This window comes from Bifidobacterium sp. N4G05 (assembly GCF_002742445.1).
GTDB lineage: Bacteria > Actinomycetota > Actinomycetes > Actinomycetales > Bifidobacteriaceae > Bifidobacterium > Bifidobacterium hominis.
In genome coordinates, this window is record NZ_NJNQ01000002.1 from 122631 (window position 1) to 147483 (window position 24853).

Genomic DNA, 24853 nt, shown 5'->3' on the forward strand with positions numbered 1-24853 from the left:
CGGCATACTTGGTGATGCGCAAAACAACGTTTCAATCAGCGCTGCTCGAACGTGAAGAACTGGTCTCCGATACGAACCGTGCAAGGTGCCTCAAACTTCATCGGCTTGTGCTCGACCTTGGTCTCCTCATTGTCTCGAATAAGGTACGTGCCATTAAGCGATCCATAATCCTCAATCCATAACGTGCCATCCTGATCGAAGCTGATCGCCGCATGATTACGTGAAATCGTACGCGTCGAATCCTCCAATTTCACGGATTTAGCACCTTCCGGCACTTCAACGGACGGTTTGCGTCCCAGCAGCACGCCCATGTCGATAATCACTTCCTGACCGGTCTGCTCATTGTAAAGCGTGTATTCCAGCTTCGGCTGCTTCATGGTGAATGCCGAAGACAGCACCGTGCCATCCCAATCGATATCATCATCGTTGGCCGGTTCGTCATTGACCGACTCGTCATTGGTTGGTTCCAGCGAAACGGAAACCTGTTCCATCAGCTGAGATTGCGCCATTCCAGGCATTGCAGAATCGGCGAAGGAAGACATTACGGTGGCGTCATCGTCGTACCAGCCTGGTTCGGGCGGCGGCGGATATGGAAGGAAGCTCATGCCCTTATTGTAATTTGACGTTTGATTTTGCGATGGTGATATTCGCCCTGCAATACAGGCAGTTTCGTAATATGCCGACTGTTGGCATAATAATCGCAACAATCGTCTTTTTTCATTTAAAAATGGGGATCAGCTGTTTGAAGCCAATCCCCATTTTTATGTCTATCGGATGATTTCAGACGTTATGTCGTTCCATCATCGTCTTTCGGATCACAGGGTGTCGCCCAAATCCATCTGACCACCATTGTCGTCCAGGAAGTCATCCGGATTGAAGTCGTCGCCAAGCTTCAGATCGCCGAAATCGATGTTGGAGAAGTCGACTTCGGACAGATCCGCATCGCCGAAGGCAGCATCGGACTCGTCGCCACCCAAACCGAAGTTCGGGTAGATGGTGTCGCGAATGGCCTTGTCGGGCTCGACCACGGCGTTACGGTAACGGGCAAGACCGGTACCGGCCGGAATGAGCTTACCGATGATGACGTTCTCCTTGAGGCCCTTCAGGTCGTCGACCTTCTGGCTCAGGGCGGCTTCGGTGAGCACGCGGGTGGTCTCCTGGAAGGAAGCCGCGGACAGCCAGGAATCGGTTGCCAGCGAAGCCTTGGTGATGCCCATCAGCTCCGGACGACCGGCGGCAGGCTTGCCACCTTCCTTCACGGCCTTCATATTGGCGGCCTTGAAGCGGGCCTGATCCACCAGTTCACCCGGAAGCAGGTCGGTATCGCCGGAATCGATCACCGTGATACGACGCAGCATCTGGTGCACGATGACCTCGATGTGCTTGTCGTGGATATCCACGCCCTGGGAGCGGTACACGGTGTGCACTTCCTCCACAATGTTCACTTGGGCGGCACGAGGGCCGAGGATGCGCAGGATCTTCTTAGGATCGACGGAGCCTTCGATCAGCTGGGTGCCAGCTTCGACATGCTCGCCGTCCTTGACCATCATCGGGGCGCGACGGGTTACCGGGTAGACGATCGGTTCGACGGATTCGTCGTCCGGCTTCAGCATGACCTGACGGCCGCGCTCGGTGTCTTCCACCTTGATCACGCCTGCGAACTCCGCGATCGGAGCCTCGCCCTTCGGGGTACGAGCTTCGAAAAGCTCGGTAACACGAGGAAGACCCTGGGTGATATCGGATGCGGAAGCGACGCCGCCGGAGTGGAAGGAACGCAGCGTCAGCTGGGTACCAGGCTCGCCGATGGACTGTGCTGCCACGATGCCAACGGCCTCGCCGACGTCCACAAGCTTGTTGGTGGCCAGAGACCAGCCATAGCACTTGGCGCACACACCGCGCTTGGAATCGCAAGTGAGCACGGAACGGGCCTTGACTTCTTCCACATCGTGGGCGACGAGATCGTTGAGCACGTCCATGGACAGCGCGTCGCCGGCCTTGTACAGCACGGTTTCGCCGTCGGCTGGATCGATCACGTCAGCTGCGAGCAGACGGGAGTACGGACCACCGTCGGCAGCCTTGACGAGATGCAGGTTGCCTTCAGCGTCACGCTCGCCGACCTTCATCGTCAGGCCGCGCTTGGTGCCGCAATCCTCTTCGCGCACAATCACGTCCTGGGAGACGTCCACCAGACGACGGGTCAGGTAACCAGACTCTGCGGTACGCAGTGCGGTATCGGCCAGACCCTTACGCGCGCCGTGCTGGGAGATGAAGTATTCCAGCACGGACAGGCCGTCGCGGTAGTTGGACTTCACAGGTCGAGGAATGATCTCGCCCTTCGGGTTGGCCACGAGGCCTCGCATACCTGCGATCTGGTTGATCTGCATCATGTTTCCTCGTGCACCGGACTGCACGATGATAGCCAGATTGTTCTTGGAGTCGAAGTGTTTCTCGACAGCCTCGGAAACCTCACTGGTGCACTTGGTCCACAGGTCGATGAGTTCCTGGCGGCGCTCCTCTTCGGTAAGCATACCGATTTCGTAGTTCTCGTTGACCTTGTCGGCTTCGGCTTCGTACTTCTCGATGAACTCGTCGCGCTCGGACGGCTGGATAACGTCGGAGAACGCGAAGGACACACCGGACCACGGTGCGCGGGTGAAGCCCATATCCTTCAGAGCGTCCAGCGTTGCAGCCACCTGTGCAGTGGAGTAACGGGTTGCGATGTCGTCGACGATCTTGCTCAGACGCTTCTTCGGAGCCTGATCATTCACGAACGGGTAGTCGACCGGCAGCGTGCTGTTGAACAGGATGCGGCCGTAGGAGGTCGCGAAAAGCACGGAACCATCGTGGAAGCGCTCTTCCTTCACTACCGCCGGGCTGCCCGGTTCAGGATCGATGACTTCGATTTCGCTCGGTTCCCAACCCTTCGGAAGCACGAAGTCTTTCGGAAGGCGGATAAGCACCTTGGCCTGCATGTCGATCTCGTGCTTGTCGAGCGCCATTTCGGCCTCTTCGAGCGAGGAGAACACACGGCCCTGGCCCTTGGCTCCGTCGATGACGGTGGTCAGGTAGTACAGACCGAGGATCATGTCCTGGCTCGGCATGGTCACGGTGTGGCCGTCTGCCGGCTTCAGAATGTTGTCGGAAGCCATCATCAGGGAGCGGGCCTCGGCCTGGGCTTCAGCGGACAGCGGCAGGTGGACTGCCATCTGGTCGCCATCGAAGTCGGCATTGAATGCGGCACAGGCAAGCGGTGGCAGGTGGATGGCCTTGCCTTCCACCAGGATCGGCTCGAATGCCTGAATGCCCAGACGGTGCAGCGTAGGTGCACGGTTCAGAAGCACCGGATGTTCGGCGATGACCTCTTCGAGCACACCCCACACTTCGGAATCGCCACGGTCCACAAGACGCTTGGCGCTCTTCATGTTCTGCGCGTAGTTGAGGTCCACAAGACGCTTGATGACGAACGGCTTGAACAGCTCGAGGGCCATCGGCTTCGGCAGACCGCACTGGTGCATGCGCAGGGACGGACCGACCACGATCACGGAACGGCCGGAGTAGTCCACACGCTTACCAAGCAGGTTCTGACGGAAACGACCCTGCTTGCCCTTGAGCATGTCACTCAGGGACTTCAGCGGGCGGTTCGAAGCGCCGGTGACCGGGCGTCCACGACGACCGTTGTCGAACAGGGAGTCGACGGCTTCCTGAAGCATGCGCTTTTCGTTGTTGAGCATGATTTCAGGAGCGCCGAGCTCGATCAGTCGCTTCAGACGGTTGTTACGGTTGATCACACGACGATAGAGGTCGTTGAGATCGGAAGTGGCGAAACGGCCACCGTCGAGCTGCACCATCGGACGCAGATCCGGCGGAATGACCGGGATCACGTCGAGCACCATGGCTTCCGGCTTGTTGCCGGTGGTCAGGAAGGCGTTGACGACCTTCAGACGCTTCAGGGCGCGGGCCTTGCGCTGGCCGGTGCCGGTGTCGATTTCCTCACGCAGCTGCTTGGAAGCGGCCTCAAGATCGAAGTCCTGCAAGCGCTTCTTGATGGCTTCGGCGCCCATGCAGCCTTCGAAGTAGTCGCCGTAGCGGTCTTCCATTTCGCGCCACAGGTCGACGTCGCCTTCCATGTCGCCCGGCTTCAGGTTCTTGAAGCGGTCGAACACGGCGCTCAGACGCTGAATCTGCTCGTCGAAACGGATACGGATCGCGGCCATTTCACGCTCGGCGCTGTTGCGCAGCTTGGCGCGTGCGGAGCCCTTGGCTTCACCTTCGGCCTCAAGTTCGGCCAGATCGGATTCAACTTTCTTGGCACGCTCTTCGATTTCCGCGTTGCGACGCTTCTCCAGATTGGCGATGTCGTTGTCGAACTCGTCCTGCAGACCCGGAAGATCCTCGTGACGCTGTTCCTCATCGACGCTGGTAACCATGTAGGCGGCGAAGTAGATGACCTTTTCCAGATCCTTCGGAGCGATGTTCAGCAGGTAGCCCAAACGGGACGGAACACCCTTGAAGAACCAGATGTGGGTCACCGGAGCGGCAAGCTCGATATGGCCCATGCGCTCACGGCGCACACGGCTCTTGGTGACTTCCACACCGCAGCGTTCGCAGACGATGCCCTTGAAGCGCACGCGCTTGTACTTACCGCAGGCGCACTCCCAGTCACGGGTAGGTCCGAAGATCTGTTCGCCGAACAGACCGTCTTTCTCCGGCTTCAGGGTACGGTAGTTAATGGTTTCAGGCTTCTTGACCTCGCCGTGGCTCCAATTACGGATGTCTTCGGCAGTGGCCAGGCCGATCCTCAGTTTGTCAAATGCGTTGACGTCCAGCACTCTATTGTCCTGTCTATCGATTCTTAATGCTTAATCACGTTTCGTCAGGCTGGTCGCGCCACGTTTTCATACGACGCGACCAGCCATGGGATCACTGGAATTCAGGCTCTTCCGCAACCTGGTCAGCCTTGGCGACCGCGTCGGGGCGCGCGCCGATGTTGAAGCCAAGATCGTCGGAGGAAGCAGACGGATCGTCGTCCTCGTCCTTCATGTCGATGGCCACACCTTCCGCGTTGAGCACTTCGACGTTCAGGGACAGGGACTGCATTTCCTTGAGCAGCACCTTGAAGGATTCCGGAATGCCTGCCGGCGGCAGGTTGTCGCCCTTCACAATGGCGCCGTAGACACGCACGCGGCCGTCGACGTCATCGGACTTGGTGGTCATCATCTCGTGCAGCGTGTAGGCGGCACCGTAGGCCTCGAGGGCCCACACTTCCATTTCGCCAAAGCGCTGGCCACCGAACTGGGCCTTGCCACCCAACGGCTGCTGGGTGATCATGGAGTACGGGCCGGTGGAACGTGCGTGGATCTTGTCGTCGACCAGGTGGTGCAGCTTCAGCATGTACATGTAGCCAACGGAAATCGGCTTCGGGTACGGTTCGCCGGTACGACCGTCGAACAGCACGGCCTTGCCGTCGTCTCCGACCAGCTTGTTGCCGTCGCGATCCGGCAAGGTGCAGGAAAGCAGTCCCTTAATGGTTTCCGGACGAACGCCGTCGAACACCGGGGTTGCCACCGGGGTGCCCGGCTCGCCCTTTTCGGCGCCCTGCGGAATGTTCTTCTTCCAAGCGGCTTCGATATCCGGGTCGAGGGAAATGTCCCAGCCGGCATGTGCGATCCAGCCCAAGTGCAGTTCCAGCACCTGGCCGAGGTTCATTCGAGAAGGCACGCCCAGCGGGTTCAGCATGATGTCGACCGGAGTACCATCCGCGAGGAACGGCATATCCTCTTCCGGCAGAATGCGGGAGATAACACCCTTGTTGCCATGTCGGCCGGAGAGCTTGTCGCCCTGGGTGATCTTACGATGCTGCGCAATGTAGACGCGAATCATCTGATTCACGCCGTTCGGCAGCTCGTCGCCGTCTTCTTCGGCGTCTTCGCGGGTGATCTCCTTGACGTCGATCACCGTACCGGTCTCGCCGTGAGGCACACGCAGCGAGGTGTCACGAACTTCGCGGCTCTTCTCACCGAAGATGGCGCGCAGCAGACGCTCTTCCGGAGTCAGCTCGGTTTCGCCCTTCGGGGTGACCTTACCCACCAGAATGTCGCCGGCTTCGACTTCGGCGCCGATGCGGATAATGCCACGCTCGTCGAGGTTGGCCACCGCGTCTTCGCCGACGTTCGGCAGATCACGGGTGATCTCCTCGGCACCCAGCTTGGTTTCGCGGGCGTCGATCTCGTATTCCTCGATGTGGATGGAGCTCAGGGTGTCGTCCTGCACGAGACGCTGGGAGATGATCACAGCATCCTCGTAGTTATAGCCGTTCCACGGCATGAAGGCGATGAGCAGGTTCTTGCCCAGAGCCATTTCACCCTTCTGGGTTGCCGGGCCGTCGGCCAGCACGGTGCCGGCTTCCACACGTTCGCCGTCGTGGATCAGCGGCACCTGGTTGTAACAGGTGGTCTGGTTGGAACGGCGGAACTTGGCCAGCTTGTAGGAGCTGGTGGTGCCATCGTCGTTCATTACACGGATGATATCGGCGGAAACATAGGTCACCACGCCCGGCTTCTCAGCCAGAATCACATCACCGGAATCAACGGCTGCACGCCATTCGGCACCGGTGCCCACCAGCGGGCGCTCGGATTCGATCAGCGGCACGGCCTGGCGCTGCATGTTGGTACCCATCAGTGCTCGGTGGCCCTCATCGTGTTCCAGGAACGGAATCAGGGATGCGCCGACGGAAACCATCTGGCGCGGGGAAACGTCCATGTAGTCAACGGAGCTGACCGGCACATCGACCGCTTCTTCCTCACCGACTCGGGCAAGGGCCTGCTTCTTGACGAAGTTGCCGTTCTCGTCGAGCTCCTGGTTGGCCTGTGCGATGACGTGCTCGGCATCGCGGTCTGCGGTCATGTATTCGACCTCGTCGGTCACATGGCCGTTGACGACCTTACGGTACGGGGTCTCGATGAAGCCGAACGGGTTGATGCGGCCGAAGGTTGCCAGAGAGCCGATAAGACCGATGTTCGGGCCTTCAGGAGACTCGATCGGGCACATACGGCCGAAGTGGGACGGGTGCACGTCTCGCACTTCCATGGATGCACGGTCGCGGGACAGACCGCCAGGACCCAGAGCGGACAGACGACGCTTGTTGGTCACACCTGCCAGCGGGTTGTTCTGATCCATGAACTGCGACAGCTGGGAGGTTCCGAAGAACTCCTTGATGGTGGCGTTCACAGGGCGGATGTTGATCAGGGACTGCGGGGTGATGGCCTCCGGATCCTGAGTGGTCATACGCTCGCGGACCACGCGCTCCATACGGCTCAGACCAGTGCGCAGCTGGTTCTGGATCAGCTCGCCGACCTGACGGATACGACGGTTGCCGAAGTGGTCGATATCGTCGACGTCCACGCGCAGATCCACATCCTGACCATCACGCTTGCCCGGGAACTTGGTGTCGCCGGCATGCAGAGTGACCAGATACTTGATGGTGGAGATGATGTCTTCGCGAGACAGGCTGCGATCGTTGATATCCTTCTCCAAGCCAAGCTTGCGGTTGATCTTGTAACGGCCGACGCGGGCCAGATCGTAACGCTTGGTGTTGAAGTAGAAGGAATCCAGCAGATTGCGGCCAGCTTCCGGCGTCGGGGTGTCGGCCGGGCGGATCTTGCGGTACAGATCGGTCAGAGCCTCGTCCTGGGTCTGCACGGTCTCCTTGGCGAGCGCGTCCATGACCAGCGGGTAATCTTTGAAGGCGTCGGCGATCTCGTCCTTGGTCATACCGATGGCCATGAGGAACACGATGGCGGACTGCTTGCGCTTACGATCCACACGCACGCCGAGCACATCACGCTTGTCGATCTCGAACTCGAGCCATGCGCCACGGCTCGGAATGATCTTCGCGCCGAAGACTTCCTTGTCGGAAGTACGATCCTGGCTACGGTCGAAGTACACGCCCGGAGAACGCACCAGCTGAGACACGATCACTCGCTCGGTACCGCCGATGATGAAGGTGCCGTGCGGGGTCTGCAGCGGGAAATCGCCCATGAACACGGTCTGGGATTTGATTTCGCCGGTGTCGCCGTTCTCGAACTCAGCGTTCACGTACAGCGGAGCGGAGTAGGTATAATCCTTCTCCTTGCACTCCTGCACGGTGTGGCGCGGTTCCTCGAAATACGGATCGGAGAAGGTCAGGCTCATGGTCTGAGCGAAGTTCTCGATCGGGGAGATCTCCTGAAAGACCTCGTCAAGACCAGAGGTGTGGGACACGGTATTGGTGCCGTTCTCCAAATCCTCCTCGACACGCTTCTGCCAGCGCTCGTTGCCGATGAGCCAGTCAAAGCTGTCAGTCTGTACACCCAACAGGTAGGGTACATCAATGGGCTCGCGGATGGAGCCGAAATTCACACGGTCCGACGCCTTGTGCAGATCAATATCGTGCTGGTCGGCGCGTGCGATGATGGTGGTGGTGTTCGTCGTAGCCTCAGCCAATGGACGTTCCTTATCGCTCGCTAAATCGTTTCGATATGTTTCCCCGGAAGCGCTCCCATTGGCCACCATATGCCTAGTACGCGGGCGCTTCTTCTTTGTCAGCGTGCCCGCTATATGACACGCATGTACGCAAAGTCATGAGAATAACATATCCTGTAGATTTTTATTCGACAGTTATGCCGACCGGATCGGACTTGGCTTTGGGATGCCCTTCAAGTGAAAGCTGCGCCGAATACACGCCCCGATCCGCCTTCGGTAGGGTGGATTCCTCCACACACTCACTGCCGATACGCGTTCCCGGCCAAGTAATCGTCTGCTTGACCTCGTCGCCCTTCGCCAAGAGACGATAATCAGCATCCACAGGACACACATTCGACTTCCAAATCACATCATCGCCCGATTTGATCGTCAACACAACGTTGGAAGCCGATATATCAACCAAACAGCCGACCTTGCTGGAACCGTCATATTTGATATCCGTCGTAAAATCCATCGAACCGCCCACGCCGAAACTCGACGCCGCAGGAGTCAACGAAAGCGCAACATTCGTCGCGCCGCAATCCGGCACCCCGCTTTTCTTCTTCTTCGTCGGGGACGGCACTTCCTTACGGGAAATCGCATACACATCCGCATGATGAATCTCCCGATTCACCGCAACAATCCCCCTAGACAGGGAATACAGGCAAAACACCAGAAAAGAGACCAGCACCACCACCGCAATACCGAAGACAATGCGACGACGACGAAATATCGTCTGCTGTTTTTTCGAACGCTTCTTGCCGGATTTCGAGAACGTCTTCTGTGCCATGATTCCACAGTCTAGCGTGCGCGCATCCAAAGAACATCGGCACCCGCCTTTTCATACCGGAAGACGCACAGCCGCATTCGGCAGGATCTCAATAAGACCATCCTCATCCAACGACGCGATACAACGGTCAAGTTGGATATGATCATTCCACAATCGTTCAAGCGACTTACGATCGACGGCAATCTCACCTTCCGGCAGATTACGCAACGCATTCAGCACCAGTCCACGCACCTGACGATCCGTACCCTGAAAACGCTGACGCGGCCTTGTACGACGCTCCCCCAATCCCGGTCGTCCATCACGCAAAAACACACACAGCGAAGAAACTGGACACGCCTCACACAACGGCGATTTCGCCGCACACACAATCGCACCCAATTCCATAACCGACTGATTCCACACCACCGAAGAACGGTCGAACCGCCTGCATTTCGACACACCATCCTGTGGCAACACTTGCCTCGCCAATGCACGCTCAGCAGGGCTCGCAGCACCACCAAGCGACTCCACACCAAGAAAAACCCTCGAAAGCACCCTGCGAATATTCGTATCTACCACCGCGATGCGCTCGCCGAATGCGAAACTCATCACTGCGCTGGCCGTGTAATCGCCGATCCCCGGCAGAGCCAACAGCTTATCGTATGTTCGCGGCAGCTCATTGCCATAGTCGGAAGCGACCACACGAGCGCATTCCTGCAAGCGCAACGCGCGCCGAGGGTACCCAAGCCTGCCCCAGGCAGTGATCACATCAGATTTCGCCGCACCTGCAAGCGCAGCCGCATCAGGCCAACGCTCCATCCAATCGTTCCAATACGGCAACACACGGCTCATCTGCGTCTGCTGGCTCATCACCTCGGAAACAAGCACACCCCATGGCGTGGCACGGCCGAATCGCCACGGCAGATCACGCGCCGAGGCATGCCACCATTCGGCGAGCGCGACCGCCACAGCTTCGGCGTTTTCGATTTCAGCATTATTCCCATTCGTGTCGTTCATCGTACCTATTCTTGCATTCATGACGAACGAAGAGCATACCAATGACGCGCAAGGCGCAAACGCAGCGGAAGCCAAAGTCGAGAAAATGTTCGAATACGGCTACCGCAAATCGAATTACGGCCCGGACGAACTCGTGACCGATGCGCACGGCAATCCGATTTCCGTAGTCGACGCGATGCTGTCGGCCGAAGACGCGGCAAAAGCCGAAACCTCCACGCCCCACCTGTGCTACTACTCCCCCCGAATTCCAGGCAACACCGGTTCGGCAATCCGCCTGTGCGCGGTGACCGGCACGATCCTGCATTTGGTGGAGCCGCTTGGATTCAATCTGCGCGATACGAAGCTGCGCCGCGCCGGATTGGATTATCACGACATGGCGCACGTGGTATTACACCCGAATTTTGAAAACCTAGTGGAATCCATGCCGAATTCTCGCATCATCGCGTTCACCGCACATGCCACCAAACTGTATACCGACATCGAATACAAACCGACCGACATTCTGCTGTTCGGCCCGGAGCCGGGCAATATTCCCGATCCGATGGATATTATGGCCGGGCCGCACGTGACCGAACAGGTGCGATTGCCAATGCGCCCAAGCCTGCGCTCCCTGAACCTCACCAACTGCGCGTCCATTGCCATCTATGAAGCTTGGCGCCAGCTAGGCTTCGCCGGCGGCCAGTGATTCCTCCCCTGCCTGCCAACTTCTAGGTTTTTCAATAATTTTGCTTTTGTATAGCAAGTTCCGCTGGAGAGGCGGCGGGGTCTATTCCCGACACGCTCCAGGCCGCTCAGGCCAAGTCTTTACGGTCTGAAACAGACCCCGCCGCCTCTCCAGCTGCGCTGAGTTCAACTTAAGTAAGTTTTCTTTTCTTTTATGCAAGACGCAACGAGATGTACGAAAGCGAGCAGAAGAGCGGGATATTCTGTTCGAGACCGTAAGCTTGGCCAAACGGCCTTGAGTGTGTCGCGAATAGAATATCCCGCTCTTCTGCGACCTCCCCATTACAGCAGCTTATGCACCCAACGCAAGCACAGATCGCAAGAATGAATCGCACGCGACAAGCATGCATCGGGAAGAGGGAAGGGAGGGGCTAGTTTTTGAAGCTGTGGATTGGGGCAGGGATGCGACCGCCTCGAGTCACGAAAGCTTCGCAGCTGGTCTGGTTGACTGGAATGATCGGCGCATATCCCATCAGGCCGCCGAAGTTGGCCATCTCCCCTACGCCTTTGCCTTCAACCGGAATCACGCGCACAGCCGTGGTCTTCTGGTTGACCATGCCGATCGCGGCCTCATCGGCGATGATGCCGGAAATGGTGGATGCGGTGGTGTCTCCCGGAATGGCGATCATGTCAAGTCCGACGGAGCACACGCAGGTCATGGCTTCAAGCTTTTCGATCTTCAGGCAGCCATTGGTTGCCGCATCGATCATGTTCTTGTCTTCGGAGACAGGGATGAACGCGCCGGACAGTCCGCCGACGTAGGAGGACGCCATGATGCCGCCCTTCTTCACCTGATCGTTGAGCATGGCGAGCGCCGCGGTGGTGCCCGGTGCACCAACCTGTTCGAGGCCGATCTTCTCAAGCACTTCGCCGACGGAGTCGCCTACGGCCGGGGTCGGTGCGAGGGAAAGGTCGATGATGCCGAATGGAATGCCGAGGCGACGGGATGCCTCCTGTGCCACCAGCTGGCCGACGCGCGTAATCTTGAACGCAGTGCGCTTGATGGTTTCGCACAGGAATTCGAAGTCCTTGCCCTTGGCTTCGTCGAGCGCGCGGGAAACCACGCCGGGGCCGGAAACGCCGACGTTGATGACCGCGTCGCCTTCGGTTACGCCATGGAAGCCACCTGCCATGAACGGGTTGTCGTCGGGGGCATTGCAGAATGCCACGAATTTCACGCATCCGTAGGAATCGTTATCTGCGGTGGCATGTGCGATGTCTTTGATGATGTGGCCGAGCAGTTCGACGGAGTTCATGTCGATGCCGGTCTTAGTGGATCCCACGTTGACGGACGAGCAGACAATGTCGGTTTCGCTCAGCGCCTTCGGCAGGGAGCGGATGAGCAGCTCTTCAGCAGGGGTCATGGACTTGGATACGAGAGCGGAGTAGCCGCCGATCAGGTCGACGCCGACCTTCTTCGCCGCCTTGTCAAGCGCATGCGCGATTTTCACGAAATCATCCGACGTTTTGCACGAGCTTGCGCCGACCAAGGAAATTGGGGTGACAGTGATGCGCTTGTTGACGATCGGAATGCCGTAGTCGCGTTCGATGGCTTTGCCGGTGGATACGAGATCCTTGGCGTACGTGGTGATTTTGTTGTAGATGTTGTCGCAGACTTCGTCGACGCTGTCGGCCGCGCAGTCCAGCAGGCTGATGCCCATGGTGATGGTGCGTACGTCGAGCTTCTCCTGCTCGATCATCTTGTTGGTCTCGTGGACCTCCATGATATTCAGCATGATGTGTTCCTTCGCTCCTTACCGATGAACCCTGATGGATCAGACGCGGTGCATCTTGGTGAAGATCTCTTCACGCTGGCAGCGAATGCGCACGCCGATCTCTTCGCCGAGCTTGTCGAGATCGTCCACGACCTCGCCGAATTCCTTGTCGGTGTTGGAATAGTCCACAATCATCATCATGTTGAAGAAACCGTCGATGATGGTCTGGGAAATGTCAAGCACGTTGACCTGATGCTCGGAAAGGTATGTGCAGACGCGTGCGATGATGCCGACAGTATCCTGGCCGACGACGGTGATGATTGCCTTGTTCATGGAACTCCCTAAATGTTAGGTGCGAATATCCAGTTGCCGTCTCGGCGAATTGCCGGACGTGTACTCAAGTATAGGAAAGGCACGTGCCAAAACACGTGCCTTTCGTCTATTTGCCTTACATACTGAGATGACTGTCGGACATCACCTGCCTCTGCAGCAGCTGTATGTCACCGCCAGATGCCGTCAAGCACACGCACATCCACGCAATCGACCTTGCCGTCAGCAACAAAACGGAACTCGCCATCGCCGTCCGCACCTTGGAACAGCATGCTGCCGGCCGCTTCGCCGTTGTTAAGGAAGACTTCCACCACATTACGGTCGAAGAAGATTTCGACGCGACGAACATCGGCGATGCCGCTATCGAAATCGATGTCGTCCACGACTGTTCCCTTCGTGACCAGTCGGGTCACGCCGTCGCGACGCTGCAGCTGCAATTCAGTCGAATCACCATTGGCGGGATTGATACCGGTCGCGATGAGCATTGTGAAATCGTCATCGTCGGCCAGATGCATGTCCGTGTAATACGCGTTGTTCGGCACAATAAAGAAGGTCCCGTTTTCGTCTGCATGCGCTTCCAAACGATCGCCTAGCAGCTGCTCGTACGCTTCTTTGACAGGACGGCTGGTCAAGCGGCCGTCACGCACGTGCAGTTCACGTGGCAGCGACATCATGCCGTTGGCGATGCACGGCTTTTCCACACGCATCGCGGGAAAGTCGGTATACCAGCCGAACACGATACGACGCCCGTCGTCGGCAAAGCTTTGCGTGGCATAGTAGCCGGTACCGAAATCACACCAATCACTGTTCTCTACCTGCAAACGTGGACCTTCGGCGGTGTCCTTGAGATCACCAACATACCAACGCACCTGCTGGAAACGACCTTGCTTGTCACGGTAGTGCATCAACGCGCCGATGGCGACTGTCTTGCCGTCGAGCTGGAACAGGTCAGGACATTCGTAGGTACGCGATAGCTGGTGGCCGAAATCGGCGAGCACCGGTCCTTCATACTGCCACGTCACGTTGCGCTTGAGTGGTTTCTTCGCGGAGAAGAGCGCCATGGCAGGCACCGTGTCCATATTGGGCTTGTCGGTGCCGGGCCTGCCTTGCGGACCGCATGTGAACCAGCCGTCTGTACCCTGTACGCTGATGCCAGGCGCCGCGGAGGACACAGCATCAGTATCGAATTCGGAGACCGGCAGATTCGTGGCGGTCACCATGTAAGCGCGTTCCGGATTGATAGCCTCGCCAGACATGCCGGTTTCCACCTTCGGATCACGGAAATCGAAGCCAAAACCATCGTTAACGCGCAACGCGACCGGAGATTCGACACTCACATGCACGCCATCCTCACACAAGCAGGTGGTCTGGTATTCAGTAACAGACGATTCGTCTCCGCGAGTCTCCAGGTGCCGGGTTAGATACAGGCGAATAGCGGCCGCATCATCACCCTTGCAGGGATTGTCACACGCATCCACCGTCACCGCGGATCCGGAGAACGCGCCACCAACGATGCGTTCGTCGATATGCAGCTCCAGCTGCGGTTCGAGGAAGATTGGCAGATGCGTCCAATGCACCAGATCGCGGCTCACCGCATGCCCCCAGTGCATATTGTCCCAGCCAAAACCATACGGATTGAATTGGTAGAACAGATGGTAGCGTCCTTGGAAACGACACAGGCCGTTAGGATCATTCATCCAGCGAGCGAATGGCTCGAAATGCGCCGCAGGGCGAGCGAAGCGATCATAGATCTGCTCCAGCGTCGGCTGCGTATCCCATTCATTGTCGTACGGATTCATGCTGATGAAACGCACGCCTTCATCAAGGAGATTCTCACACTCGGACAAGTAGGCGAACCGTACGGTCAGTCGGTGCGCACTCACCGTAATACGCACGTTCGTCGGCACCGGAATCAAGAAATGGTGACGACGCTCGGCCACCGGCATGGCATGGCTGGCGATTTGATGGCCGTCCCCGTCTGTAATGGTGACGGCAGCGTCATCGCCGCATCTTTCGGCGAACAATTCCAGCAAACGGTAGCCGCCGGTTTCGATGGCAACGGAATAGTTGTCAGGCATAATAATCTCCTCCACAGCGCCACATGATCAGATATCATGTGGCTACGCATTGAAAAACAGATAATTAGAAAAACAAATACGGAAAAAGGAAACGTCCGTCACGACACGATGGAATCGCGTTCGATGATGCGGCAGCGCAATGCTGTTTTGCTGCCATCACGTTGCCTCTGCACCGCCATGCCACGATCGGACTCAAGATCGGCCACGGCCTTGTCGCCGTCAAGTATGGCGACAAGTTGCCGAACCGCTTCAAAACCCATCTCATAATGGGGCAGTTCCAGCGTAGTCAGTGATGGTTTGATCACATTAGTGATGAACGGCTGGTTATCGATGCTGATCACCGACACGTCAGCGCCGATGCGCACTCCGCGTTCGCGTGCGGCTTCGTAGATGAAAGTGGCGCGCACATCGTTGAAACAGAAGATGCCGTCCGGCTTGATTTCGTCGAACACCCGCGCCGCTTCATCGTCCGCGTTAGTAAATTCCGATACTTCGACGACCAAAGCGTCATCGAATGGAATGCCCGCTTCCGCAAGCGCACGTCGGTAACCAGTCAGACGTTGCTCTTGCGCGACGATGGAGGTTGCGGAACCGTAGTAGACGATGCGTCTGCATCCAGCTTGGATCAGACGGTTGGTGGCGTCATACCCCGCCAGTTCATCATCGGGGTAGACCGAGGGAACTCGCCCCGCTGCATCCTCACTGTCCACCACCACGGTCGGGCTGCCTTCCAAGACTTCGGGAATGTTCACTTTGCGGTGGAACATCATGGCGTATAGGAAGCCATCCACGTTGTATCGGAGCAGTGCGGATATTTCTTGGTTCTCGAGTTCGGCGTCATTATTGGTGTTCGTGGTAAGCAGTATGTATCCGAGCTTGCTCGCGGCATCCTGCGCACCTTCGAGTACCTTGCTCGCGTACGGGGTCGTGGCGATCTCATCGGTGACGAATCCCAGAGTATTGGATTTGCTGGTACGTAGGGTGCGCGCCACAGAATTGGGCTTGTACCCCATGCTCTTGGCAGTCGCACGGATTTTCTGCGCAACCGCCTTGCTGACGCGATTGTGATCCTTGTTGTTCATAACCAAAGACACAGTGCATACGGAAACACCCGCTTCCTTAGCTATGTCTTTGATGGATACCAATCGTTTGGACCTGTTCACTCGTTGCCTTACTGACGACTGCACCATTTTATCACCCCCTTTTTGCGAACATGTCACGATGTCTGGTTTCGGGCGTGGCCCGCGCTCTGTTCCATGCGGTCATGAATGTCCATTCCAGGCAGACGGCCGAATGAATAAATAATCCAGGCTGTGCAGAACATCGGCAGCGACAAGCCGAACACCATGAGAATTCCAGGCCATTGCACCCATACAAGCACGGTAAGAATCAGCAGTCCAACCTGCAGAAGGCTGCACAACGGGCGTGCCACAATCATCGCCAGTGTTGTACGAACAATCCAGACGGGACTCTCTTCATAGTTCGCGCGCACCACCCAAACCAAGGACGAGAACACTGCCAAAACTACGATGATGAGCAGCAGCACGCCGGAAACCATGATGTCGAAATCGCCGCGAGCATGCCAGTTCATTACGCAGTAGTCGACGATGACCACGGCCCAGAGAATAATCAAAGGCCAACCGAAAAGATTCGCGCGCTTGACTTCGCTTTTCCAGAAGCCGTGGAACGTCTTCCAAACTTCCTTGGCCCGCATTGAACGGTCCTCAGAAAGCACCCACGCACGGAACGTAGCCTGCGCAGCCGCGAACGAGGGGAGAAATCCCAGCACGACGGCTCCCATCAGAGTGTGCGCGAGTATAGCCACGTTGACCACGAAAATCGCGACTAGCAGACGGCAGAACCGCTCGTAGGCCACAGAGAAGCGGGCAAGCATAGCGAATCCTTTCTATCGGCTGGCTTTTAGATTGGTTGTTTCTTGTCGGATTGCGTTTGACTCACCCCTTGACCGCGCCGAGCATCACACCCTTGTTGAAGTACTTCTGCAAGAACGGATAGAGCACAAGCAGAGGCAGAGTAGAGACGATGATGATGCCGAACTTGATCTGATCGGCGGCCTGCTGCTGCGCAGCCGCGTTAACATTGGTTCCAGTACCCTGCGCCACCAACAGCAACTGCTGCAACACCACCTGCAATGGCTGCTTCTTGTCGTCGGTGATGTAGATAAGGCCCGTCATGAAGTCGTTCCAATGGCCGACAAAGTAGTACAGACCAATTACAGCCAGAATCGCGGAGCTTAACGGCAGCACAATCTTGAAGAAGTAGCCAAAATAGCTCAGCCCGTCGATTTGGGCCGCGTCGAAGAGCTCTTCGGGGATAGAGGTTTCGAAGAAGGAGCGGGCCACGATCACGTTGTACACGGAAACCGCGCCAGGCAGGATGAACACCCACATGCTGTTGTTGATGCCGAGGCTCTTGTACAGCAGGTAGTTCGGAATCAGGCCGCCGGCGATGAACATGGTCACGGTGAACAGGAACATGATCACGCGTCGCGGCTTGAACTCGCGACGGGATAGCGCGAAAGCGCAGGGAATGGTCACTGCCATGTTGACCGCGGTGCCGACCACCGAATAGATGATGGTGTTGAGATAGCCCTGCCAGATGCGCTGGTTGGCGAACACCTTAGCATAGCCAGCGAAGGTCACACCCTTGGGTAGCAGCAGCACTTCACCGCCGGCTACGGCGTTCGGATTTGAAAATGATGCAATGACCACGAACCACAGCGGATAGAGCACCGCCACAATGGTCAGGAGCAGCAGCACATTGATGACGCCCGACACCGCCAGGTCACCCGGCTTCTGCTTCTGGCGCACGTGCTTGTTCCAGGGAATGTCGTTCTTGTTCTGGGTAACAGCCTCAATTGTTGCAGACATGATAAAACCCTTCTAGAAAATGCTCGTATCGGAAACGCGCTTGGCGATTGCATTCGCGGTGATCAGGAAGATGAAGTTGACCAAGGTGTTGAACAGGCCAATTGCCGTCGAATACGAGTATTGGCCATTGATAATACCGATTTTGTAGGTGTATGTGGCGATGACTTCGGTGGCCGGCATGTTCAGCGAATTCTGCATCAGATAGATCTTGTCGAAGCCCACGTTGAGCACGGAGCCCATGTTCATGATGAGCAGGATCGCACATGTCGGCATGATCGCAGGAATATCGACGTAGCGAATCAACTGCAGACGGCCTGCACCGTCGATCTTCGCCGCCTCGTACAGCGATGTGTTCACACCGGCGAGCGCAGCCAGGTAGATGATGGAGTTCCAACCAACATGCTGCCAGACTTCGGAGATCCAATAGACCGCGGTGATGGCGCTGGTGGAGCCCATCAGTGATTCATCACCGAAGAAGCGACCGAGAATGCCGGTACCAGGAGTCAGGAAGATGTTGAGCATGGAGACGATGACCACCACGGAGATGAAGTGGGGCATGTAGGTGATCGTTTGTACGAAACCCTTGATTTTTTTAGAACCGATCTGATTGATCAGCAGGGCCAGAATAATCGGAAAAATGAAGCCCATGACCAGTGTCCAAAGGGAAATGCGGATGGTGTTGGTCATGATCTCGCCAAACAGCGGGTTGTGGAAGAATTCCAGGAAGTATTTGAAACCGACGAATTTGCCGCCGGTCAGGCCTTTGGTCGGATCGAACTCGCGGAAGGCGAGCTGGATGCCCCACATCGGCACGTAGGAGAACAGTCCCACGAAGAACAATGCCGGAGCGGAAAGAATCCACAACTGCCAGTAGCGACGTAAATGGTCGGCGATGCGATCGAGCAGACCTGGTTTCTTGCGGTCGGGAGCCGCTTCCATCGCCACGGTCCGTGCAGCAACGCCTTGCGATGTTTGTGCACTCATGTTGGTCTCCAATTTAGGATGATTGCTAGGGAACAAAAATGCGGGGTCCGGCGGCAGTCACGGGAGAGAAACGAACCCGTGCGATGGACCCCGCGGTATTACTTGGCTACTTGGTGTACTTGTCGTACCACTTCTGCCAAATCTTGATGTTGGCGTCGAGGCCGAGGGTCGGTTCGGACACCTTTTTCACGTAGGCATCCCATTCCTTGTCGATGCCGCCCTTCTGGACCCACTTCGCGATCTGGTTGTTCGCGTAGTTGGAGATGGCGGTGTTGTTGTTTTGCAGGGTGTTGGAGTCCTCGGTATCCGGGCGCACGTAAATCGGTACGACATCCTTGACGCCGTCGACGCGGTTGCGCGCCTCACGAATGGCCAAATCGGACGCAGTGACCTGGTCGGCGTTGGTGTCGTTGACCATCTTCACGTCGTCGCGAATCCAGCCACCGAAGCGGTCCTGCAGGGCGACGGCGCGGGTATCAGGATATTCGGCGTAGGCTTTAGCCTTGTCGATGGTGTACTGGTGGTCGCCGTCATCGGAGACGATATCTGGAATAGAGCCGAAGAATCCAGCCACGGAAAGCTTCTCGCCATACATGGCGTCGATCACCTTGTAGATGGCGTCCTGGTTGGCTGCGTTCGGGTTGACGGTCAGGCCGGAACCGGAGTAGGCCCAGCGGCAGGCGTCCTGGGAATAATCCCACTTGACCTGGGAGTCGGGCGTGGAGGCGTCCTTCTTCAGCGGCGGCAGGGTGACGTACTGGTCGCCAAGCGCGTTGCCGTATTCGGCGTAGTTGGACCAACCGAAGGAGACGCCGGTCAGCGCGGTCTTGCCGTCACTGACGGTCTGCGAAGTGTATTGCGAGGCGTCGCGGGTGAGCACATCCTTCGGGATAAGGCCCTTGGCCATGAGTCCGTGCAGGTAGGAGACGACGTCCTTGAGCGCGTCGGAGGTGTAATAGCTCTTAACCTTGCCGTTGTCCACATAATAGCCCTGTTCGGAAGCGCCACCGCCCATGAAGGAGGTGACCACGCCTTCGGAGTTCATCAGCGCCAGAGGGCTCCACAGGCCGAAGCCGAGGCTGCGGATATTCATCGGCACCTCATCAGCCTTGCCGTTGCCGTTCGGATCCTGGGTCTTGAATGCATCGAGCACGTTCTCGAGCTCGTCCCAAGTGGTCGGCATCTGGAGTCCCAGCTTGTCCAGCCAGGTCTTGTTGATGAACATGTGAGTGCCGGAAACCTCGTAACCCTTGCCGCGGTCGGAGGGCAGCATGGCGATCTTGGTGCCATCGGTAACGTACTTCGCGGCGCCCGGCTGGGCCTTGAGGAACTTCTTGACGTTCGGCATCTTGTCCAGATGCGGCTTGAGATCCTCGAAATAGGTGCTGTACTTGGCCGCATCCACCATGCTGAACAAGCTCAAGCCAATGTCCGGGAATTCACCGGCGGCCATCTTGGCGCTCTTCTGCTGACCCCAAGCGTTGTCGGAGACTTCCTGCCACTTGATGGTGCAATCGCAGGCGGCTTCCAGATCCTTGGTGTACTGGGTGTCCTGCATCGGATGGTCGGTCACGTTGCGACGAACCAGAATATTGACGATTGGCTTGCCGTTCTCGTCTGTGGTGGCCTGCTTGTTGCCGCAGGCGGCAAACGTCGTGACCATAGTCGCGACTGCAGCTATTGATGCCAACAGGCGAACACTTCTTCGTGCCATGATTAGGCTCCTTCTTCCTTGATGTTTCCTCCCCGTACCGATGTAAGACGCACCGGTACGACCCCGTCAGCCACTTGCTTTGTGGTTGTTTCCTTGCGGTGGTTAACACTATAAATCGTTAATCGTTTAATGTCAAACGTTAATCGTTTATCTCAATAGTTAACACTCTCATCGACCAGTCCCCCCAGCGTCGCAAACGTAAACTTCGGCTCTATACTGCCGTTCTTGCAGAACACCGGAATCACCCACATCGCGACACGCCGTTAATCGTATAACGTATCGTTTTCATCAAATACACGTACCGCCCATCCACTGCACGCACAAAAACGTAGCCGAACAGGACGGCCACCAAGTCGACACGTCGCTACTTACGAAAGATGCTCCCCTCCTTCAGGAAGAAGGAGGGGAGCACGAATACGATCACAGACGGCACCAGGCCAAACACGTAGCCGCACCGGGAGCCAGGATGAAGCATTCGGCATCGTACCTGCTGGTCATCACCGTGGGATACGCTGTGCGCCATCTGGTCCACAAGTAGATCGTGCAAAAACGCGCGTTGGCGCACGTCCTTTTCATGGGCGTGCGCCAACGCGCGTTTTTGCATCGGCTTCTGCGATCAAGCCTCGCGGCTCGCGGAAGCCGCAGCGAACGCCGGCAAAGCGCGAGGTGCGTTGAAACCTTCCTTTTCGAAGCGGTCAGCAATCTTCTGTGCGATTTCGTGGCCCTGGCCCTTGTCCACCAGCGCGATGATGGAGCCACCAAAGCCGCCGCCGGTCATACGTGCGCCGTACGCGCCGTTGACACGAGCCACATCCACGGCAATATCCAACTCGGGCACAGTCACTTCATAATCCGCTGCGAGCGAATCATGAGACGCGTTGAACAGTCGTCCGGCTTCGTCGATCTTGCCGTTGGCGAAGGCACGTACGAAGGAGTTGACGCGCGCAATCTCAGTGATCACATGACGCACGCGCTTCTTCATCGTGTCGTCTTCCAGCTTGTCGAGCGTTTCCTTGAGCGCCTGGAACGGATCGTCGGACTTGGCGATGCTGTCGGCAACCACACGCAGGTTGGCCACGCCGAGGATTTCGGCGGCCTTCTCGCAGGTGGCGCGGCGCTGGGCATACTGGCCGTCGTTGAGCTGGTGCGGAGCCTGAGTGTCGAGCACCATCAGCTCCAGACCGTACTTGTCGAGATCGAACTCCTGCTGGGAGACATTCTCCAGCGGGCTCAGCTCCGGGCGGCAGTCCAGGCGCAGCGCATGGCCGAACGTGCAGCGCATGGAGGCGTTCTGGTCGAGGCCGCCGGTGGAGGCGCCGGCCATGTCGTTCTCGGACTTGATGGCGGCGTTGATCAGCGTCACACGGCCGGCGTCGGAAGCGCCGTAGCCCAAGCCGTACACGTCATCCAGGGCCAGCGCGGTCGAGCAGGTCATGGCGGCGGACGAGCTCAGGCCCGATCCGAGCGGCACGCAGGAAGAGAATGCCGCATCGAAGCCTTGCACGGCGTTGAAGCCGGCTTCGCGCAATGCCCAGGCCACACCCACCGGGTAGGCGGCCCAACCTTCCACACCACCGGCCTGCAGACCGTCGAGGTCGGCTTCGGTAACGTTTTCGGGGTCGACGTCGGAAACCACGCGCACCTTGGTGTCTTCACGCGGCTTGAGCGCGATGAACGTGCGGTGCGGCAATGCGATCGGCAGGCACAGGCCCGCGTTGTAATCGGTGTGCTCGCCAATCAGGTTCACACGGCCCGGTGCGGCCCATACGCCAGCCGGTTCCTCACCGTAGGTGGCCTTGAACAGGTCGACGGCGATCTTCACGCCTTCGTCATGCGAAAGCGGCTCAATGAATTCAACAGCAGTCATTGGTGTTTTGTCCTTTGGGTTTTATTGGTTTTCAGCCTTCGATGTCGATTGGTCCGAGCTCGTGGAAGCGCTTGGCGATGAGTTCCGGCGTGGTGTCGGAAACCCATGCGGCCATGCCGGATTCGGATCCGGCCAGATACTTGATCTTGTTGGCTGCGCGGCGGAACGAGAAGAACTGCAGGTTCAGGCGGTAGTTTTCACGGCGTGCGTCGTGGATCGGAGCCTGGTGCCATGCTGCGATGTATGGCAGGTCCATGCCCTTGCCGTCGCCCTTGTCGAAGAACGCGTTGCCGCGCTTGAGCAGGGTGGAGTACATGACGGCCAGATCCCAACGTTCCTGGTCGTTGAGCTCGTCGAGGGTGAGCACGTCGCGCACCGGGGCCACATGTACCTCGAGGGGCCAGCGGGCTGCGGCTGGCACGTAGGCCACCCAGCTGTGGTTGCGCATGACGATGCGCTCTCCAGCTTCGATTTCGGAGTTCATGAGATCCTTGAGCAGGTTGCCGCCGGTCTTCTCATGGTAGGCTTCGGTCTGCTTGAGTTCAGCTTCCATCTTCGGCGCGATGAACGGGTAGCAGTAGACCTGTCCGTGAGGGTGCGCCAGGGAGACGCCGATTTCCTGTCCGTGGTTTTCGAACGGGAAGATCTGTTCGATGCCTTCCATCTTGGAGATTTCGGCGGTACGGAACGCCCATGCTTCCACAACGGTGCGCAGACGGGAGACCGGCAGATCCGCCGGCAGACCGTTTTCGTCCGGGTCGAAGCAGATCACTTCGCAGCGGCCTGCGGCGAGCTTCTTCTCCCACAGCGGGTTGCCGTTGACGTATTCCACGGCTTCGGAACGGCCCGGCACTCGAACCATCGACGGGAAGCGGTTTTCGAACACGACCACGTTGTAGTCGGTATCCGGCACTTCGCCGTCCTGATACGGGTCGCCCGGCTTGCGTGCGGCCAGCGGGTTGCCTTTGGCGGTGGCACCCGGTCCTGCGGTGATCGGGCGGTTCATGCGTGCGGTCGCCATCGGAATCCAATCGCCGGTCAGTGGATCGCGACGCATTTCCGGAGCGGCGTACGGCACTTCCTCACCGGCTGCGTTGAGCTGGTTGGAGAAGCGGTATGCCAGCTGACGAGGATCGTTCAGTTCGCGCGTCTTCGCGCCGGAAACATATTCCGGATCATCGTCGAGGTAGAAGAACGCACGGCCATCGGCGAGCGTGGTCGGCGTGATGCGAATGTGTTCCTTCGCGTACTCTCCCGGAGTGTAGTTTGCGAATTCACTCATTATGGTTATTCACCTTCCTGAATAGGCTCGTTCTGGTGCGCCAGCACGAGCTCTTTAACCAAATCCCTTGTTTTCCCAACCGAATCGGGGTCTAGTCCATCATCGGTAATGACCGTGTCCACCTGGTCGAAGCGTGCGAAAAGCGACAATGATGTGCAGCTCCACTTGGTGTGATCGGTCAAAATTATGGTTCGATCGGCAATGTCCATCATTGCCATATCGGTTGCGGCCTCAAGCGAGTTCGGCATGAGGAAGCCGCGCGGAATGGACACGGAATGCGTGCCCAGGAAGACTGTGTTGACGCGCAGGGAGGACACCACCTTGTCGGCAATCGGCCCTACGAGCGAGTTGGATCGGGTGGTCACGCCGCCGGTCACGATGACTTCCACGTCTTTCGATTCCAGCGCCTGCACCAGTTCTGCCACCGGAATGGAGTTGGTGAGGATGGTTATGCCCGATGACTGCTGCGATTCAAGCAGATGTTGCGCGAACACGTATGCCGTGGTGCCGCCGCCGACGGCGATCACGTCGCCGGGCGCCACATATTTGATGGCTTCCTGTGCGATGGCGTCTTTGAGGCCGATGTCCATCTGCGACTTTACAGAGAACAGCGGCTCGCTCAGCAGCGTGCTGGTGGTGACGGCGCCGCCGTGCACGCGTTTCAGCAAACCCTTGTCGGCCAGATCGGCGATATCGCGACGGATAGTCATGGCGGAAACACCCAATTCTTTGGACAATGCGGTGATACGCACCGCACCGCGGGTACGCAACCTGCTCAAAATCAAATGTTGACGTTGTGACGATATCATTCGAACATTATCGCACATGTTCACTCAAAATAAAAACTGAGATGAGCGTTTCGCGCGTTTTACTTGCAGAAAAGTGTACCTGAATATCACACAATCCTCCGAATCGCACAAAAACGAACGTCGACATACCGTCAACGAAACCGATCACTATGTTGCCTTCTTTCAGCAAACGATG

General features: G+C 57.7%; 17 protein-coding genes. 1 reads left to right on the top strand and 16 read right to left on the bottom strand.

The features are described from left to right. Window positions 1–35 precede the first annotated feature (35 nt). From CE153_RS02290 to CE153_RS02310, 5 genes are all read right to left on the bottom strand, one after another. Window positions 36–605, bottom strand: a complete 570-nt coding sequence (locus tag CE153_RS02290) for an FHA domain-containing protein (RefSeq protein ID WP_099594996.1) — start codon at window positions 603–605, stop codon at window positions 36–38. A gap of 210 nt (window positions 606–815) precedes the next feature. Then, window positions 816–4829, bottom strand: coding sequence for a DNA-directed RNA polymerase subunit beta' (locus tag CE153_RS02295; protein ID WP_099594997.1), 4014 nt, complete (start codon window positions 4827–4829; stop codon window positions 816–818). Window positions 4830–4920: 91 nt separating this feature from the next. Next, complete coding sequence (gene rpoB / locus CE153_RS02300) at window positions 4921–8481, bottom strand: DNA-directed RNA polymerase subunit beta (protein ID WP_039199145.1); 3561 nt, start codon at window positions 8479–8481, stop codon at window positions 4921–4923. Between the two features lie 163 nt (window positions 8482–8644). Beyond that, on the bottom strand, window positions 8645–9289 hold the full coding sequence (locus tag CE153_RS02305; RefSeq protein ID WP_099594998.1) for a hypothetical protein: 645 nt from the start codon (window positions 9287–9289) through the stop codon (window positions 8645–8647). A 51-nt stretch (window positions 9290–9340) separates the two neighbouring features. Next, a complete protein-coding gene (locus CE153_RS02310; RefSeq protein WP_180753370.1) occupies window positions 9341–10285 on the bottom strand; it encodes an A/G-specific adenine glycosylase in 945 nt (314 codons plus the stop codon). Between the two features lie 19 nt (window positions 10286–10304). On the opposite strand from CE153_RS02310, the gene CE153_RS02315 reads away from it, so the two are divergent. Continuing rightward, window positions 10305–10970 carry a tRNA (cytidine(34)-2'-O)-methyltransferase gene (locus CE153_RS02315; RefSeq protein ID WP_081995912.1) on the top strand — a complete coding sequence of 222 codons (666 nt, stop codon included), beginning with the start codon at window positions 10305–10307 and terminating at the stop codon, window positions 10968–10970. Window positions 10971–11379: 409 nt separating this feature from the next. On the opposite strand, the gene CE153_RS02320 is transcribed toward CE153_RS02315, so the two are convergent. The 11 genes from CE153_RS02320 to CE153_RS02375 form a co-directional block, all read right to left on the bottom strand. Then, a complete protein-coding gene (locus CE153_RS02320) occupies window positions 11380–12744 on the bottom strand; it encodes a PFL family protein (protein ID WP_004221323.1) in 1365 nt (454 codons plus the stop codon). Between the two features lie 39 nt (window positions 12745–12783). Further along, window positions 12784–13056: an ACT domain-containing protein gene (locus CE153_RS02325; protein ID WP_004221322.1), complete on the bottom strand. Its 273-nt coding sequence runs from the start codon at window positions 13054–13056 to the stop codon at window positions 12784–12786. 167 nt (window positions 13057–13223) lie between these two features. Continuing rightward, on the bottom strand, window positions 13224–15131 hold the full coding sequence (locus tag CE153_RS02330; RefSeq protein WP_099595000.1) for a glycoside hydrolase family 32 protein: 1908 nt from the start codon (window positions 15129–15131) through the stop codon (window positions 13224–13226). 98 nt (window positions 15132–15229) lie between these two features. Next, window positions 15230–16321, bottom strand: a complete 1092-nt coding sequence (locus CE153_RS02335) for a LacI family DNA-binding transcriptional regulator (protein ID WP_099595001.1) — start codon at window positions 16319–16321, stop codon at window positions 15230–15232. 26 nt (window positions 16322–16347) lie between these two features. Beyond that, complete coding sequence (locus tag CE153_RS02340; RefSeq protein ID WP_099595002.1) at window positions 16348–17025, bottom strand: YesL family protein; 678 nt, start codon at window positions 17023–17025, stop codon at window positions 16348–16350. A gap of 61 nt (window positions 17026–17086) precedes the next feature. Next, the gene (locus CE153_RS02345) at window positions 17087–18022 is read right to left on the bottom strand and encodes a carbohydrate ABC transporter permease (RefSeq protein WP_039199151.1); all 936 of its coding nucleotides are present in this window, start codon (window positions 18020–18022) and stop codon (window positions 17087–17089) included. A 12-nt stretch (window positions 18023–18034) separates the two neighbouring features. Continuing rightward, window positions 18035–19006 carry an ABC transporter permease gene (locus CE153_RS02350; protein WP_012578329.1) on the bottom strand — a complete coding sequence of 324 codons (972 nt, stop codon included), beginning with the start codon at window positions 19004–19006 and terminating at the stop codon, window positions 18035–18037. A gap of 106 nt (window positions 19007–19112) precedes the next feature. Then, window positions 19113–20720, bottom strand: coding sequence for an extracellular solute-binding protein (locus CE153_RS02355; RefSeq protein ID WP_039199152.1), 1608 nt, complete (start codon window positions 20718–20720; stop codon window positions 19113–19115). Between the two features lie 616 nt (window positions 20721–21336). Further along, window positions 21337–22587, bottom strand: a complete 1251-nt coding sequence (galK, locus tag CE153_RS02365; protein WP_099595003.1) for a galactokinase — start codon at window positions 22585–22587, stop codon at window positions 21337–21339. Window positions 22588–22618: 31 nt separating this feature from the next. Beyond that, complete coding sequence (gene galT, locus CE153_RS02370) at window positions 22619–23869, bottom strand: galactose-1-phosphate uridylyltransferase (RefSeq protein ID WP_033501640.1); 1251 nt, start codon at window positions 23867–23869, stop codon at window positions 22619–22621. A 5-nt stretch (window positions 23870–23874) separates the two neighbouring features. Beyond that, window positions 23875–24678, bottom strand: coding sequence for a DeoR/GlpR family DNA-binding transcription regulator (locus CE153_RS02375; RefSeq protein WP_039199155.1), 804 nt, complete (start codon window positions 24676–24678; stop codon window positions 23875–23877). Window positions 24679–24853: the final 175 nt, after the last annotated feature.

Bases quoted from the DNA above. Each gene is read 5' to 3' on its own strand.
- CE153_RS02315 (WP_081995912.1), top strand. From the start codon at position 10,305: ATGACGAACGAAGAGCATACCAATGACGCGCAAGGCGCAAACGCAGCG.
- CE153_RS02310 (WP_180753370.1), bottom strand. From the start codon at position 10,285: ATGAACGACACGAATGGGAATAATGCTGAAATCGAAAACGCCGAAGCT.
- CE153_RS02335 (WP_099595001.1), bottom strand. From the start codon at position 16,321: ATGGTGCAGTCGTCAGTAAGGCAACGAGTGAACAGGTCCAAACGATTG.
- CE153_RS02305 (WP_099594998.1), bottom strand. From the start codon at position 9,289: ATGGCACAGAAGACGTTCTCGAAATCCGGCAAGAAGCGTTCGAAAAAA.
- galT (WP_033501640.1), bottom strand. From the start codon at position 23,869: ATGAGTGAATTCGCAAACTACACTCCGGGAGAGTACGCGAAGGAACAC.
- CE153_RS02320 (WP_004221323.1), bottom strand. From the start codon at position 12,744: ATGCTGAATATCATGGAGGTCCACGAGACCAACAAGATGATCGAGCAG.
- CE153_RS02290 (WP_099594996.1), bottom strand. From the start codon at position 605: ATGAGCTTCCTTCCATATCCGCCGCCGCCCGAACCAGGCTGGTACGAC.
- CE153_RS02325 (WP_004221322.1), bottom strand. From the start codon at position 13,056: ATGAACAAGGCAATCATCACCGTCGTCGGCCAGGATACTGTCGGCATC.
- CE153_RS02330 (WP_099595000.1), bottom strand. From the start codon at position 15,131: ATGCCTGACAACTATTCCGTTGCCATCGAAACCGGCGGCTACCGTTTG.
- galK (WP_099595003.1), bottom strand. From the start codon at position 22,587: ATGACTGCTGTTGAATTCATTGAGCCGCTTTCGCATGACGAAGGCGTG.
- CE153_RS02375 (WP_039199155.1), bottom strand. From the start codon at position 24,678: ATGATATCGTCACAACGTCAACATTTGATTTTGAGCAGGTTGCGTACC.
- CE153_RS02350 (WP_012578329.1), bottom strand. From the start codon at position 19,006: ATGAGTGCACAAACATCGCAAGGCGTTGCTGCACGGACCGTGGCGATG.
- CE153_RS02355 (WP_039199152.1), bottom strand. From the start codon at position 20,720: ATGGCACGAAGAAGTGTTCGCCTGTTGGCATCAATAGCTGCAGTCGCG.
- CE153_RS02340 (WP_099595002.1), bottom strand. From the start codon at position 17,025: ATGCTTGCCCGCTTCTCTGTGGCCTACGAGCGGTTCTGCCGTCTGCTA.
- CE153_RS02345 (WP_039199151.1), bottom strand. From the start codon at position 18,022: ATGTCTGCAACAATTGAGGCTGTTACCCAGAACAAGAACGACATTCCC.